At 70.0% G+C, this 16,816-nt stretch carries 4 protein-coding genes; all 4 read right to left on the bottom strand.

Annotated features, from left to right (window positions below):
• Positions 1-91: 91 nt before the first annotated feature.
• The 4 genes from BTZ20_RS27800 to BTZ20_RS06725 all read right to left on the bottom strand — a co-directional run bounded on the left by BTZ20_RS27800 (position 92) and on the right by BTZ20_RS06725 (position 16,744).
• On the bottom strand, positions 92-5,500 hold the full coding sequence (locus tag BTZ20_RS27800; protein ID WP_262982588.1) for a non-ribosomal peptide synthetase: 5,409 nt from the start codon (positions 5,498-5,500) through the stop codon (positions 92-94).
• Positions 5,413-9,846 carry a non-ribosomal peptide synthetase gene (locus BTZ20_RS26655; protein ID WP_077040829.1) on the bottom strand — a complete coding sequence of 1,478 codons (4,434 nt, stop codon included), beginning with the start codon at positions 9,844-9,846 and terminating at the stop codon, positions 5,413-5,415. The genes BTZ20_RS27800 and BTZ20_RS26655 overlap by 88 nt, the downstream gene beginning before the upstream one ends.
• Positions 9,819-10,214: a hypothetical protein gene (locus BTZ20_RS26185; RefSeq protein WP_145982237.1), complete on the bottom strand. Its 396-nt coding sequence runs from the start codon at positions 10,212-10,214 to the stop codon at positions 9,819-9,821. The genes BTZ20_RS26655 and BTZ20_RS26185 overlap by 28 nt, the downstream gene beginning before the upstream one ends.
• A 212-nt stretch (positions 10,215-10,426) precedes the next feature.
• Positions 10,427-16,744: a non-ribosomal peptide synthetase gene (locus tag BTZ20_RS06725; RefSeq protein WP_223263761.1), complete on the bottom strand. Its 6,318-nt coding sequence runs from the start codon at positions 16,742-16,744 to the stop codon at positions 10,427-10,429.
• Positions 16,745-16,816 lie beyond the last annotated feature (72 nt).

Here is a 16,816-nt window from a genome sequence, read left to right as displayed (position 1 = left end):
CTTGGAGAAGAACGCGACCAGCTCGGCCGCGAGTCCGGACTCGGGACGGTCGCGGTGCTCACGTCCAGATCGGCATCGGCCACGGGCACGATCAGCTGGTGGGGCCGTCGTCGGTGTTCGGGAACATCGTCCGCAGCGACTCGTGGCGTTCGAGAACGTCACCGAGCGCGGCCCGGAGGATGTCGGTGTCGAGTGCGCCGGTGAGCCTGATCGCCATCGGGATGTTGTAGACCGGCGAGGAGGTGTCGTACTGGTTCAGGAACCACATACGAGACTGCGCCAGCGACAACGGGATCCGGCCGGAGCGCGGTCGGACCGACAGTTCGCTGCGCGCCTCGGTGCGGCCTTCCCCGCTTTCGATCCGGGCGGCCAGCTCGGCCACCGTCGGCGCCTCGAAGAGGTCGCGCAGACGGAGCGCCGCCCCGGTCCCCGCATTGACCCGCGCCACGACCTTGGTCGCGACGAGCGAGTCGCCGCCGAGGGCGAAGAAGCTGTCGGTCGCGGACACCCGGGGCACCGACAGCAGCTCGCCGTACACGGCCGCGATGATCTCCTCGATGACATTCGCGGGTGCCCGGTAGGACTCCTCCGCGGAGCCGAAATCGGGATCCGGCAGCGCCTTCCGATCGACCTTTCCGCTGGGGGTCAGCTCGAACTCGTCGAGGACAACGACCGCCGAGGGCACCATGTAGTCGGGCAGGGCACGTCGGGCGACCTCGGTGACCGCCTCTTCGAGTCCGTCCGCGGAGTCGGCGGGAACCACGTAGGCGACCAATCGGTCGATCCCGGTATCGGTGGTCTTGACCACCACGGCGACCTGGCCCACCCGCGGGTCGGCCAGCAGCGCCATCTCGATCTCGCCGAGCTCGACCCGCAGACCACGGATCTTCACCTGGAAGTCGGTGCGGCCGACGTACTCGAGCTCGCCTGCGGCGTTCCAGTACACGACGTCACCGGACTGGTACATCCGCTCGCCGCCGCCACGGAACGGGTTCGCCACGAACCGGGCCGCTGTGAGCGCGAACCGGCTTCCGTAGCCGCGGGCGAGCACCAGCGGACCGCCGATGTACAGCTCGCCGGGCACCCCGGGCGGCACCAGGCGCAGGTGCTGGTCGAGCACGTACAGCTCGTAGTTCGGCAGCGCGGGCCCGATCGGGACCCGGCCGTCGGGGTAGCCGGTGGTCACCGAGCTCAACCGGTGATCGGTGATCATGTCGGTGGCCTCGGTCGGCCCGTAATTGTTGTGCAGCCGGGTGCCCGCCGCCTCGAGGTGCGCCAGCCTGGCCGGGTTGAACGACTCGCCGCCCAGGTGCAACGACCGCAGCGCGGGCAGCACCGACTGGTCCGCATCCGCGTCGAGCAGCGTGGCGAAGGCGCTCGGTGCCAGGTTCGCGTTGACCACCGAGCCACCACCGATGATCTCGAGGATCTCGACCGGGTCGAAGGGGTCCCCCGCCAGGTGCAGCACGCCACCGTCGGACAGCGTGACCCACACGTTCTTCTGCGTCTGGTCGAAGACCGGAGAGTTCGCGACCAGCGCACCGTCACCCGGCTCGAGGCGGATCTCACCGCGGTACCACTCGGCCGTGTTGAGAACGCCCGCCATCGGCACCAGGGTCGGCTTCGGCCTGCCGGTCGATCCAGAGGTGGTGATCACGTAGGCGAGGCGGTGACCGGCGCCGGGTTCGGTCCAGCGGTTCGGCGGGGCCGTCTCCTGCCTGCTCGCGAGCCGGGCCTCGGTGTCCGCATCGCCCAGCCGCACGAGCGCTCCGGAGTAGGCGAGCTGCTCGCTCCACCCGTCCGCGAGCACCACGGCCCCGACCTCGCAGTCCTCGAGAACGGCTGCGATCCGGTCCGCGGGCGCCTTCGTGTCGACCGGAAGGTAGGCAGCGCCGACCTTCCACGCCGCGAGCATGCCGACCACCCAGTCCACCGACCGCGGGACGATCAGGGCCACCACGTCATCGATGCCGACGCCCGCCGCGATCAGCTCGTGTGCCAACCGGTTGGCACGACGGTCGAGCTCGCCGCGCGTGATGCTCGTGCCCGACGCCACCACGGCGATCGCGGACGCGTCCTCGGCGACCCGCGCGTCGATGCGTTCGAGCAACGTCTCGGAGGTGCGGGCGAGTTCGGTGCGGTTGTACGAGTCGAGCAGCTGCAGCTCGTCGTCGGTGATCAGACGCAGCGAACCGACATTCGCCTCCGGACGCGCCACGAACTCGCGCAGCACCCGGATCGTGCGGTCGAGATGACCCGCGACGGTCGCCTCGTCGAAGGCCTCGTGCTGGAACTCGGCGGCGAGGTGCAGACGGCCGTCGACGGGAGCGGCGACGATCGAGAGCGGGAAATGGCTCGCGGCCGCGGATTCCACACCCATCAACCGCATCCCGGCGATGTCGACGTCGCCGCCGACGCCGGAGGTGTCCACCGGATAGGACTCGTAGATCACTGCGGTGTCGAACAGCGCGCCGTCACCCGCCACCCGGTGGATGTCGGTCAGTCCGACGAAGTGGTGGTCGAGCAGGCCCGCCTGCTCCGACTGCAGGCGTGCGAGCAGCTCGCGAACCGGCTCGTGCGGAACGAGCTGCACGGCAACGGGAATGGTGTTGATGAACAATCCGGCCATCGACTCCACGCCGGACAAGTCCGACGGTCGACCGGACACGGTGGCACCGAACACCACGGTGCCGCGACCGCTGAGCATGCCGAGCACGACGCCCCATGCCGTCTGCACCAGCGTGTTCAGCGTGACGCCCAGTTCTGCCGCGAGCGCCTCGGCACCCGCGGTCTCCTCGGCGGAGAGCGAACCCTCCACCTTGCCCGGCACCGCGGCGTGGTTGACGCCCTGCACCGCAGGCGCCAGCAGGGTCGGATCATCCGCTGCGGCAAGCGCGTCGCGCCAGGTCTCCAGCGACTGCGCGCGGTCCTGTCCGGCGAGCCAGTGCAGGTAGTCCTTGTAGTCCCTGGCCCGCGGCAGCGCCGAATCGTCGCCGTCCATGGCATAGAGCGCCATCAGCTCACGGATGACCAGCGGGGTCGACCAGCCGTCGAGGATCACGTGATGGTTGGTGAACACGAGCTGCCAGCGGTCGGCCGCCAACGCGAGCAGGGTCAGCCGGACCAGCGGCGGGGTCGCCATGTCGAAGCCCGTCGCGCGGTCCGCATCGAGGATCCGCTGCCGCTCGGCCGCCCTCGACTCCTCGTCGAGGCCGCTGAGATCGTGCAGGGTGAGCGGGGCCCTGGTGTCGCCGACCACGACCTGGACCGATCCCACGGCCTCGTCGACGAGGAACACCGAGCGCAGGTTCGGGTTCCGGACCAGGAGCCGGTCGGCGGCACGACGCAGCCGATCGGCGTCGACCGATCCGGCCAGGTCGAGCACGAACTGCGCGGTGTAGACGTCCACCACGTCCGGCATGCCCTCGGTGAGCAGCGCATGGAAGAGCAGGCCGTGCTGCAGCGGGGACAGGGACCACAGGTCCTCGACACTCGGGTACCGGGACTCGAACAGTTCGATCTGGTCCTGCGACAGGGACACCAGTGGCAGGTCGGACGGGGTCAGACCGCCGGCCGCCTCGGTGCGCGCGTGCGCGCTGATCGCGGTCATCGCGGCGCGCCAGAATCCGGCGAACTCCTCGACCTCCGCCTCGGTGAGCACGCCGGTCGCGAACGACAGGGTGGCCGACAGGCCGCCGCCAGGCAGCACCGACGCGTTGATCTCCAATGCGGACTCGGGCGCCATGGCCGGATCGGCAGCGCCGCCGAGCGCGCCGCCGTCGGTGACCGGGATCCAGCCGAGGCCACGGATCTCGTCGGTGAGCTCCCCGGTCCCGAACCGGCCGAGGTAGTTGAAGCTGATCTGGGGAACAGCCCCGGAGCCCAGCTCCGCGCCGGTCTCCGGGTTGAGGTATCGCAGCAGGCCGTACCCGATGCCGTTGTCCGGCACCGCCAGCAGCTGCTCCTTGACGGCCTTGACCGCCGCTCCCGCCGCTGCCCCGCCCGCGAGCGCGTCATCGAGGTCGGCCCCACCGATGTCGAGCCGAACGGGGTACACGCTGGTGAACCAGCCGACGGTCCGCGAGAGATCCGCGCCCGGCGCCAGCTGGTCCTCGCGGCCGTGTCCCTCCAGAGTGATCAGGGTCGAGGACTCCGCCGCTCCGCGTCCGCCGCGGGCTCGCCGCCACGCGGCGACGGCGACGGCGAGGGCCGCGAGCAGTCCGTCTTGGGCGCCGCCCCGGAATCGGGCGGGAACCCCGGTGAGCAGCCCGTCGGTCACATCGGCTGGCAACTCGAGAGACACCTGTCCCCTGGTCGCCACGGTGTCGAGCTGCGCGTCGAGCGGCCGTGACCCGATCGGCGCCTCCTGCGTCGCCAGAACCTCACGCCAGTAACCGAGTTCGGCCACCCGCGAGTCCGAACGTGCCTCGTCCGCGAGGGCGTGTGCCCACCGGCGCATCGAGGTGACCTCCGGCTCGAAGCTCGGCGTGCCGCCTGCGACGATCTGGCCCCAGGCCGACGCAAGGGCCGGCACCAGCAGGCGCCAGGACACACCGTCCACCACGAGGTGGTGCAGTACCAGGAGCAGGCGTCCGTTCGCCTCACCGAGCTGCGATGCCGGATCGAACCAGACGACCTGCACCATCGCGCCGGCAGCGGGGTCGAGTCGGTCCGCGGCCGCATCCAGTGCCTCGGCCGCGATCCGCTCGAATCCCGCACTGCCGGGGACATTCTCGGAATCGAACTCGATCCGGTCGAGCACCGCGTTCGCGTCGACCGCACCGGGCTCACGGGCGCGCAGCACGGGTGTGTCACCGTCCGCGGAGGTCAGCACCGACCGCAACATCGGATGCTGGTCGAGCACCGCCTGCACCGTCGCCGCCAGGGTGTCGCGGTCGAGTCCGAGCGGCGCCGTCAGCAACACCGCCTGGGAGAACCGCGACCCCGCGCCGTTCTCCAGCGCCCAGCGCGCCACCGGCAGCAGCGGCATGTCGCCGACACCGCCGCCAGCGAGCTCCTCCAGCACCACGACGCCCGCCTCGGCGGCCGTCGTGGCGACCAGAGCCAGACCGGTGACGGTCTTGCGCTCGAAGACGTCCCTTGCCTTGATCAGCACGCCCGCGGCCTTCGCCCGGGCCACCAGCTGGATCGAGACGATGCTGTCGCCGCCCAACGCGAAGAACGAGTCGGCGACGCTGACCCGGTCGACGCCGAGCACCTCGGCGAACAGGCCGGCCAGGAGTTCCTCCATCGCGTTCGACGGAGCGACATACGATTCAGCGGCCGAGCCGAAGTCCGGTTCCGGCAGCGCCTTCCGGTCCACCTTGCCGTTGATCGTCACGGGCAGCGCGTCGATCACCACGATCGCCGACGGCACCATGTGCGGGGCGAGCGAACGGGACACGAACTCGGTCAGCTCGCGGTCCGCGAGCGCGGCACCAGGCACCGGCACGACGTAGGACACCAGCACGGTGGCACCGGCCGGTCCCTCGCGGCCGATCGTGTACGCGGTGTCGACGGACTCGTGCGCCGCAAGCGCGCCGTCGATCTCACCGAGCTCGATCCTGAAGCCGCGCACCTTGAGCTGGAAGTCACTGCGCCCCACGTACTCGATCTCGAGCCGGGACCGGTCCCCGAGGCCGACCGGTCGACCCAGCGGACGAGGTCACCGGTGCGGTACATCCGGGCACCCGGCCCGCCGGTCACGTCGGCCACGAACCGGGACGCGGTGAGGTCGAAGCGGCCGTGATAGCCGCGGGCCAGCGCCGGGCCCGCGAGATAGAGCTCACCCGTCACACCGAAGGGTACGGGGCGCAGTCGCCCGTCGAGGACCACCGCGGACACCCCGCGAATCGGGCCACCGATGGTGACCGGCGCGCCGGCGACCATCGGTTCCGAGATGGTCGCGATCATGGTGGTCTCGGTGGGGCCGTACAGGTTCCGGAAGGGGTAGGTTGGCGCCCACTTGGCCACCAGTTCCGGGCTGACCGCCTCACCCGCGACCGAGATCGACTCCAGGTCGACCAGGCCGGTGGGATCGACGGTGTTCAACGCCGCGGGTCCCGTGTAGCCGTGCGTGACCCGCTGCTCGAGCATCACCTCGCGCAGTTCGTCGCCGCCGTAGATACCCGGTGCCACGATGACGGCTGCCGCGCCCGCGACCGAGGCCATCAGCAGTTCCCACACCGCGCCGTCGAAGCTCGGCGACGCGAAGTGCAGCACCCTGGACGTGGCCTGCACACCGAACTTCTGCTGGTGCTCGGCGACGATGTTGACCAGGCCCGTGTGCGTGACCACGACGCCCTTGGGGAGCCCGGTGGAGCCCGAGGTGTAGACCATGAACGCCGGATTGTCCACATGCGCAGCCGTGGTGCGATCGGCGTCGTGGATCGGATCCGTCCGCTCGGCGTTCCAGTCCGCGAGGAAGCCCTGGTCGTCCATCGCCAGCCAGCGCACGCCGGACGGCAGTCCGGCGAGCGCCCCGGTCGTGGTCAGACCGAGCGTCGCCCCCGAGTCCGAGGCCATGTGCTCGATCCGGTCGGCGGGGTAGGCGGGATCGATCGGCACGAACGCCGCGCCGGTCTTCGCGACCGCCCACACCGCGACCGCCGACTCGATCGACCGCGCGAGCGAGAGCGCCACAAAGGTCTCGGGACCGGCTCCGTGCGAGATCAACACCCGGGCAAGGGCGCTGGACCGGTCGTCGAGCTCCCCGTAGGACACCACGCGGGTGCCGGAGACCAGAGCCGGGGCACCGCGTTCCGCGGTTCCGGAGGTCAACAGCGCAGCCAGGGACACCGGGGCCGCGGAATCCGCGCCGCGCACGGGCGTGAGGGCGCTGCGCTCGTCCGGGCTGGTGATCTCCACGTTGCCGACCGGAACCGACGGATCGGCGGTGACCGCCTCGAGCAGGCGCACGAACCGCTCCCCGAGGGTGCGCACGCTGGTTTCGTCGAACAGGTCGGTCGCGTAGACCAGGGTGCCCGTCATCCCCGAGTGATCGGCCCGCTCGCCCACCGAGAGCTGCAGGTCGAACTTCGCGAAGGTCACGCCCGGGTCGACCTCGCCGACCACGAGGTCGGGCAGTTCCAGGACCGCGGCCTCGGTGTTCTCCAGCGCGATGACCACCTGGAAGATCGGCGAGTGCGCGGTCGACCGCTCTGGTGCGAGGAGCTCCACCAGGCGTTCGAACGGCACGTCCGCGTGCGCGAGCGCACCGATGTCCGATTCCCTTGTGCTGCGAAGCATCTCGACGAAAGACTTGGCCGGGTCGACCACTGTCCGCAGCGCGAGGGTGTTGACGAACATGCCGACGAGGTCGTCGAGTGCACGCTCGCCACGCCCCGCGGTGGGAGTACCGAGGACGATGTCGTCCGTGCCGGACAGCTTGGAGAGGAGCACGGCGAACGCGGCGTGCACGGCGGTGAACATGGTCGCCTCGTGCTCGCGCGCCAGCTCGAGCAACCGGCCGTGCAGATCCTGACCGATCTCGAACTCGACCCGTGCGCCCTCCATGGAGATGACCGCGGGGCGCGGGCGATCGGTCGGCAGCGGCAGCACCTCCGGGATCCCGGCGAGCTCGTCGACCCAGTAGCCGACCTGCCGCGCCAGCAGCGACTCCGGATCGTCCTCGACACCGAGCAGCTCGCGCTGCCACATCGCGAAATCCGCGTATTGGACTTCGAGCGGCGCCCACTCGGGGCCCTGACCGCTCGCCCAGCTCGAGTACGCGATGACGACGTCCCTCGCCAGCGGCGCCATCGATGCGCCGTCCGAGGAGATGTGATGCACCAGGAACAGCAGGACGTGCTCGTTCTCGGTCAACCGGAACAAGCGCGGCCGGACCGGGATCTCGACTGTCACGTCGAAGCCCCGCGACGCGAGGTCCGCGAGCGTGGTCATCAGGTCGGCCTCGTCACGGACCTGGACCGGGGTCAGATCGATGTCGAGTCCGTCGACGGGCAGCACAACCTGATGCGGACCGTCTCCGTCATCCGGGAACACGGTGCGCAGCGACTCGTGCCGCTCGAGCACACTCGCCACCGCGGCCGCCAAGGCCTCGGTGTCGAGCGAACCGGTCAGCCGGATACCGAGCGGGAGGTTGTAGGCGGGCGACGAGGTGTCGAACTGATTGATGAACCACATCCGAGACTGCGCCAGCGACAACGGGATCCGCTCGGGTCGCGGCTGCGCCACGAGTTCCGGCCGATGACGACCGGTCCCCGCCCCCGCGGCCGCGAGGGCGGCCAGCCCGGCCACCGTCGGCGCATCGAACACCTCGCGCAGATTCACGTCCGAGCCGAGCGCCGCGTTGGCCCGCGCAACCACCCGGGCCGCCGACAGCGAGTTGCCGCCGATCTCGAAGAACGAATCGTCGGCGCCGACCCGCTCGATGCCGAGGATCTCGCCGAAGATCTGCGCCACCACGATCTCGGCCGGGGTCGACGGCTCCCGGTAGTGATCGGAATGCGACTCGAACTGCGGGCGCGGCAGCGCCTTCCTGTCGATCTTTCCGCTCGTGTTGAGCGGCATCTCGTCGAGCACGAGCAGCAGGTCGGGAACCATGTACGCCGGCAGGGTCCGGCCCACGTCGGCAAGCACCTGATCGGTGTCGATCGTCGCGCCCGCGACCGCGGTCACATACCCCACGAGACGCTGTACCCGGTTGTCGTCGTGCACGACGACAATGGACTGCAGGACATCGGCGTTCGCGACCAGCGCGGATTCGATCTCACCGAGCTCGATCCGGAGACCACGGATCTTGACCTGGAAGTCACTACGTCCAAGGAACACCAGTTCGCCGTCGCTGCGCTCGCGCACCAGGTCGCCGGTCCGGTACAGGCGGGCGCCGCCGGAACCGAACGGGCTCGCGACGAATCGTGATGCGGTCAGCGCGGTCATGCCGCCGTAGCCGCGGCCGACCGCGTTGCCACCGATGTAGAGCTCACCCGTGATACCCGCGGGCACCGGCCGCAGGCGGCCGTCGAGGACGTGGTAATCCACTCCCTCCCAGGCGGTACCGATCGGGATCTGGCCCTGTTCGGCGTCAGGGGCGGAGAGGTCCAGCTCGTAGATCGACGTGACGTCGGAGGCCTCGGTCGGACCGTAGCTGTTGATCATCCGCGTCTCGGTGCCGATCAACCCGTTGTAAGCGGCGGGCCGGATCTGCTCACCGCCCAGGATGACGGCGCCCAGGTTGGTCAGCACACCCTCGGTGTCGAGGTCGGCCAGCACCTCGAAGGCGCTCGGCGCCATGTTGGCGATCTGGACGTCCCCGGTACCGATCTGACGCAGAATCGGCTGCGGGTCGAAGCCGTCCTCGGACAGATGCAGCGTGCCGCCGTACGCGAGCGCGACCCAGATGTTCTTCTGGGTCAGGTCGAACAGCGGCGAGTTCGCCATCAGGACGCCGGTACCCGCACCGAAGTCCAGCATGCGGCGGTAGGCCTGGAAGGTGTTGGAGACGCCGCGCATCGGCACCAGCGTCGGCTTCGGACGGCCAGTCGATCCCGACGTCGAGATGACATAGGCCAGTCGCAGGCCCGCGTCGTCGTCCATCCACGGATCCCGATCCATATCCGTCGCCTCGTGCGCCTCGAGGCGTGCCACGGTGTCGGGATCGTCGAGGACCGTCACCTCGAAGGGAGCGTCCGCCAGCGCGGGCCAACCGCTCAGTGCGACCACGGCCCTGGCCCCGCTCGCCTCGATGAGCCCCTCGGTCCGGTCGATGGCCCACGCGGGGTCGAGCGGCGAGTAGGCGGCGCCGAGCTTCCACGCCGCGAGCATGCCGACGATCCACTCGAGTGAACGGGGAACGATCAGGGAGACCACATCATCGGGTCGCACCCCCGAGAGGCGAGTTCCCGCGCCAACTGGTTGGCCATGCGGTTGAGCTCACCACGGGTGGTCGGGCGGCCGTCCTCGACGACGGCGATCGCCTCGGGATCGCGCTCGACCCACTCCTGCCACAGGGCGACGGCCGAGACCAACGGCCATCCGTCTGCGGGCGCCTCGGCGGCTTCCTCGGGAAGGTCAAGGGTGGAGGCGTCGGCGTGGATCCTGTCGAGAACGCCACCGATGCCACCCTCGGCGGCAACGATCGTCGGAACCAGACCGGTGAGGACCACGGAGACGATGGCATCGGCATCCATCCCGCGATCGGACAGTGCCCCCGCCAACAGCTGCAGACGCTCATCGAGCTCCCGATACGTCACCGACATACCGTCGACCGACACTACGATCGTGTCCGGGCGGTCCGAGGCGAGAGCGGCGATCGATCGAGTCAGATCCGCAGCAGACAACAGTTCCTCCGAAGCATTCGAGCTAGTTCGTTCGTTTACGCATCACAGAACAGCGAGCCGTCCGACGCGACGAATCACCGCAGCTAAACATACGGGACCGACACAACGAGGCTCGCTGCTGTGGATCAGTGACCGGTCACAAGGCGAACCATCGGGTCCTTCGAATGTCGTGCCGCCGCTGCCGCGGCATCGGCGACAAGGCGGTCGACCACGTCGGCGAAGCCGTCGCCGGCACCGCTGCCGCCCGCCGCGAGCAGGATTGTCGGCACCAGGCTGGTCAGGGCCGTCGTGACGATTGCCTCGACCGCCATGCCGCGGTCCGCGAGCGACGCGGTGAGCAGCTTCAGGCGCTCGTCCATCTGCCCGTAGGTGACGCTGATCCCGTCGTGCTCGAGAGCGATCTCGGCGGGCACCACCTCGGCCACCGCGGCGACAAGGACCGGCAGGTCGTCGACGGTGGGCCCCGCGATGCTCGGCGACTCGTCGACGGGTGCGCTCCAGATGTCGATGTCGCCGACGATCACCTCGGCGTCATCGGCCACGGCCGTCACGATCCGCAGGAACCGATCGGCGAAGCTGGAGACCGTGGCCTCGTCGAAGAGGGCGGCCGCGTAGTTGAACGAGGCGGACAGGCTGGTCACCTTGCCCTCCGCGTCCCGGTTCTCCACGAGGGTCAGCTGCAGGTCGAGCTTGGCCGCGACCAACCCGCTGTCGAACTCCGACGCCGTCAGGTCCGGCAGCTCCAGGGTCGGACGTCCCAGGTTCTCGAACGAGAGCATCACCTGTGCCAAGGGCGAGTAGGCGGTCGACCGCTCCGGGTTGAGCCGCTCCACCACACTGTCGAACGGCACGTCGGCGTGTGCGTAGGCCTCGAGGTCGACCTTCTTGGCCTGCTGGACCACCTGGGTGAAGGTCGCGCCCGGGTCCACGCCCGCCCGCAGGACGAGCGTGTTGACGAACATCCCGACCAGCCCGTCGAGCTCGGCCTCGCCACGCCCGGCAACCGGGGTGGCGATCGCGATGTCCTCACCACCGGTCAGACGGGCGAGCAACACGGCAAGCGCCGCGTGCGTGACCATGAACAGCGTGGCGTCGTTGCCGCGCGCGATCTCGTGCAGTCGGGCGAGCAGATCCGCGCCGATCTCGAAGTCCACCTTGCCGCCGTCCATCGACTGCCGCGCCGGCCGCGGCCGGTCGGTGGGCAGCTCGATCAGCGCAGGCATGCCGCTCAGCGTCCGCTCCCAGAAATCGAGCTGACGCGAGGCCAGCGACTCGGGGTCGTCCTCGGCGCCGAGGACCTCGCGCTGCCACAGCGCATAGTCCGCGTACTGCACCGGGAGCGGCTCCCAGCCGGGCTCCTGCCCGGTGACCCGCTGCCCGTAGGCGAGCATGACGTCCCGTGCCAGCGGACCCATGGAGGCGCCGTCGGCACTGATGTGGTGCACGACCAGCGCGAGCACGAACTCCTGATCGCCCACCTGGAACAACCGCGTCCGCAGCGGCGGCGACGAGGTCACGTCGAAGCCGTGGGAGGCGAACTCGACCAGCCCGCTGGTGAGCGCCTCCTCCGCGCATTCCACCGGGTCGAGATCGATCGGGACCGAGGAGACCGGGAGCACGACCTGCCGCGGCACCCCCTCGTCCGCCGGGTAGACGGTCCGCACCGATTCGTGCCGCGCGAGCACATCCGTCACGGCCGAGCCGAGCGCGTCGAAATCGAGGCTGCCGTACAGCCGCACGGCGATCGCGATGTTGTACACCGGCGAGGCGGTGTCGAGCTGGTTGATCAGCCACATCCGCTGCTGCGCGAGCGAGAGTGGGAGGCGATCCGGCCGGTCCCCCGCCGCGAGCGCTGGCCGCGGCGCACGTCCGTCCGTGCTGACCGCGCGCGCCGCGAGGTCCCGCACCGTGGACGCCTCGAACAGGTCGCGCACCCCGAGTGCCGCGCCCGCCGCCGAGTTGACCCGGGCCACCACCCTGGTCGCGGACAACGAGTTCCCGCCGAGGGCGAAGAACGAATCGGCCGCCGACACCCGATCCAGACCGAGCACCTCCGCGAAGATCCCGGCAACCAGTTCCTCGACCGGAGAATCGGGCGCGACGAATTCGCTCCCGTCCGAAACGAATTCGGGTTCCGGCAGCGCCTTGCGATCGAGCTTGCCGTTCACCGTCAGCGGCAGCGCGTCGAGCAACACGATCGACGAGGGCACCATGTGCCCCGGCAGGCTCTGACCCAGGAACTCCTTCAGCTCGGCGGCATCGACCGCCTCCTCGGAGACCGGGACCACGTACGAGGCCAGCAGGATGTCGCCGGACGGACCGGGGCGTCCGACCGTGACCGCGAAGTCGACCGATTCGTGGGCGCCGAGCGCGGCGTCGACCTCGCCGAGCTCGATGCGGAAGCCGCGCACCTTCACCTGGAAGTCGCTGCGGCCCACATACTCGATGGCCAGGCCTGTGTCAGTGCCGGGCGCCTCGATCCACCGCACCACGTCCCCGGTGCGGTACATCCGGCTACCGGACGCACCGAACGGGTCGGCAACGAATCGCTCGGAGCTCAGGCCTGCCCGTCCGTGGTAGCCACGGGCCAGCGCGACCCCCGAGACGTACAACTCGCCCGCGACGCCGACCGGCACCGGGCGCAGTCGCGCGTCGAGGACCACGGCCGAGACGCCACGGATCGGTCCGCCGATGGTGACGGGCTCACCCGCGACGAGCCGGTCGCTGATATTGGTCGCGACCGTGCCCTCGGAGGGCCCGTAGGCGTTGAACATCGCCCGGCCGACGGACCACCGCGCCACCAGGTCCGGGCTGCAGGCGTCGCCACCGACGACGACCGTGCGGACGGTGTCGAGTCCGGACGGATCGACGGTCGCCAGCGCCGCCGGGGTGACGAAGGCGTGGGTCACGCCCTCTGTCGCCAGGAGCGCGCGGAGTTCCTCGCCTCCGTAGATCTCCGGCCCGGCGATCACCATCGTCGCTCCTGCACCGACCGCGAGCAGCAGTTCGAGCACCGAGGCGTCGAAGCTCGGCGAGGAGAAGTGCAGCGTGCGCGAGGACGCGGACAGCGCATACCGCTCCCGCTGCTCACTCGCGAAGTTCGCCAGTCCGGCGTGGGTGACGACAACGCCCTTCGGCAACCCGGTGGAGCCGGAGGTGTAGATCATGTAGGCGCTGTGCTCGAGCCGCAGCGGCGCCAGCCGCTCCTCGTCGGCCACTGCGCCCACCGCGAGGTCCTCGCAGCGCGCGATGAACTGCGGATCGTCGAGCACGACCCAGGTGACCGACTCGGGCAGCCCGGCGCGGTGCGCGGCGACGGTCAGCCCGATGCGCACACCCGAATCGGACACCATGTGGGCGATCCGGTCCTCGGGGTAACCCGGGTCGATCGGCAGATACGCGCCGCCCGCCTTCGACACCGACCACACACCGAGCACGGATTCGACCGAGCGCGGCAATGCCAACGCCACGAAGGTCTCCGGGCCGACGCCTGCAGCGATGAGCGCGCGGGCCACCCGGTTCGAGCGCTCGTCGAGCTCGGCATAGGTCAGCTGACGGCCGCCTGCGACCAGCGCCACCGACTGCGGGTTGGCCGTTGCCGCCGACGAAAGCAGCTCGGGCAGAGTCGATCCCGCGACCACACCGGTGCCGCGCACCGGCACCAGCCGGGCGCGCTCGTCTGCGCCGAGCAACTCGATCCCGCCGACGCGCGCATTCTGGTCCGCCGCGAACGCCTCGAGCACCCGCACGAGGCGGCCGAGGAAGCCCTCGACCGCGGCGCGGTCGAACACCGACGGCATGTACTTGAGGTTCAGCTCGAGCGTCTCGCCGAGCAGTCCGACGACCGCCAGCGGGTAGTGCGAGCCGTCACGGACCCCGACATCGAGCAGACGCATGCCCGCGATGTCGGAGTGCTCGGTCAGCCCCTGCCGATCGACGGGATAGGACTCGAGCACCACCAGGGTGTCGAACAGGTTGCCCTTGCCCTGCGCCGTGAGGATCTCGCTGAGACCCATGTGCTGATGACCGAGGGTCTCGGACTGCTCACGCTGGACGCGGGAGAGCAGCTCCGCGACCGACTCCTCGGCGTCGAGCTCGATCCGGACGGGGACCGTGTTGATGAAGAGACCGACCATCGATTCCACGCCTGCCAACTCCGGCGGACGCCCCGAGACAGTGGCACCGAAGACGATGTCGTCGCGGGCGGTGAGCTGGCCGAGCACCACACCCCAGGCCGCCTGCAGCAGCGTGTTCGTGGTGACCTCGAGGGAGCGACCCAGGTCGGACAGGCGCCGGTCGAGGTCGGCGGACAGCGCCGCGGACACCTCCTCGGGCACCGCGTCCTCGGCGGCCGCCTCGCTGCGGGCCGCGAGCAGGGTCGGCTCCTCGATGCCCGCGAGCACCCGATGCCACCTGGCCGTGGTGGCCTCGGCATCCTGGGCCGCCAGCCACGAGAGGAAGTCCCGGTACGAGCGGGCCCTCGGCAGCACGTCGGACGAACCGGCCGCCGCGTAGAGGGTCAGCAGATCGCGGATGATCAACGGGGTCGACCAACCGTCCATCAGGATGTGGTGGTTGGTGACCGTCAGCAGCCACTTCGCGGGTGCCGTCTTGATCAGGTGGAAGCGGGTCAGCGGCGCCGAACCGAGATCGAATCGGGTGGTCCGATCCGCCTCCAGCATCCGCTCCACCTCGACTGCGGCCGCCTGAGGGTCCATCGACGACAGGTCGGTGTGGGTCCACGGCAACTGCGCGTCGTGCAGCAGCACCTGGAGGACCTCGCCCCCGTCCTCGTCCTGCACGAAGGCGGTCCGGAAGTTCTCGTGCCGGTCGATCAGTGCCTGGCCGGCCGCCCGGAGACGATCGGCATCGACGTTGCCGCCGAGTTCGAGCAGGATCTGCGCGGTGTAGACGTCGACGTCCGAGGACAGCAGCGAATGGAAATACATGCCGTGCTGCAGCGGCGCCAGCGGCCACACGTCGGTGAGCTTCGGGTACCGCTGCTCGAGCCGGTCGACCTGCTTCTGCGACAGGTCGACGAGATTCAGGTCGGACGGCGTCAATCCGCCTGCGTCGCTTCCGCTCGCAAAGGTCGCGATCGCCTCGAGGGCGCAGGCCCACCAGTGCCCGAGCGATCGGGTCTCGTCCTCGCTGAGCAGTGCGCCCGCAAACGTGAACGAGGCGGCGAGGTGCGCGTTCGGCCCCTCGCCCTCGATACCCGCGTTGATCTCGACGGTCGCCGACAGCGGGGTCGTGCCGTCGGTGCTCGACATGAATCCGCCGATGCCGACGGAGCCGTCCGGCGTCCACGGAGCGCCGATCAGGTGCTCGCCGACCGACGCCGTGCGTCCCAGGTAGTTGAAGATGATCTGCGGCTCGGCCATGGCGGCCAGCCTGGCGCCGGTCGCCTCCCCGAGGTGGCGCAGCATGCCGTAGCCGAGGCCGCCGTCGGGAACCGCGAGCAACTGCTCCTTGACCGCCTTGACCACAGCACCCGCGGCCGGACCCGCCGCGAGCGCGTCGTCGAGATCCGCACCCGCGAGGTCGAGGCGAACCGGGAAGATGCTGGTGAACCAGCCGACCGTGCGGGACAGATCGGCCCCGGCGATCACGTCGTCGTCACGTCCGTGGCCCTCGAGGGACAACAGGACCGAGGATTCGTCGACGCCGCGGTCGCGGCGCCAGCGGGCCACCGCGAGCAACAGTGCCGACAACAGTCCGTCGTTGACGCCACCGTGGAACGCACGGGGGATGCTTGTCATCACGGCCGAGGTGACCTCGGGCGAGATGTCGATCCGGACCGTCTGTGCGGTCTCCGCCGTGTCGACGGCCGTGTCGAGCGCGCGCGAGCCGAGCACGGGGTCCGGTCCGTCGAGAACCTCTCGCCAGCGGTCGAACTCGTCCGCGCGGGCGTCGCTGCCCGCCTCCTCGGACAGGCTGTGCGCCCACCGGCGCATGGAGGTGCCGACCGGCTCGAGCGCGACCGGCTCTCCGGCGGCGGTGTTCGACCATGCGATCGCGACGTCGGGAATCAGCACTCGCCAGGAGACACCGTCGACGGCGAGGTGGTGGATCACGATCAGCAGTCGACCCGCACCGGACGGCGAGGTCGTCCTGACCACGGCAACCATCACCCCGGCCGCGGGGTCGAGTCGGTCGGCAGCCGCGTCGAGCAGTTCGTCGACGGCGGCCTCGAACTCATCGGTACCGGGCTCGACAGTGAGGGCGACGGCGCGCATGACGTCTCCTGCACGCACCACACCGGGCTCGCCGACCTGGAAGATCCACTCCCCGTCCGCATGTCGTGACAGGCGTGAACGCAGCGCATCGTGGTGATCGAGCACGGACTGCAGCGCGTCCCGCAGGTGTCCGTCGTCGACGGCGTCGGGCAGCGTCAACAGGACCGCCTGGGCCAGCCGATCGAAGCGTCCCCGATCGACCATCCACCGGACCACCGGCAACAGCGGGAGGTCACCGACGCCACCGCCAGGCAACTCGTCGAGCACGAACTGGAC

This window comes from Rhodococcus sp. MTM3W5.2 (assembly GCF_001984015.1).
Classification (GTDB): Bacteria; Actinomycetota; Actinomycetes; order Mycobacteriales; family Mycobacteriaceae; genus Rhodococcus_G; species Rhodococcus_G oryzae.
This window is presented reverse-complemented; position numbering and strand designations above follow the sequence as displayed.

Bases quoted from the DNA above. Each gene is read 5' to 3' on its own strand.
- BTZ20_RS06725 (WP_223263761.1), bottom strand. From the start codon at position 16,744: ATGGTCGATCGGGGACGCTTCGATCGGCTGGCCCAGGCGGTCCTGTTG.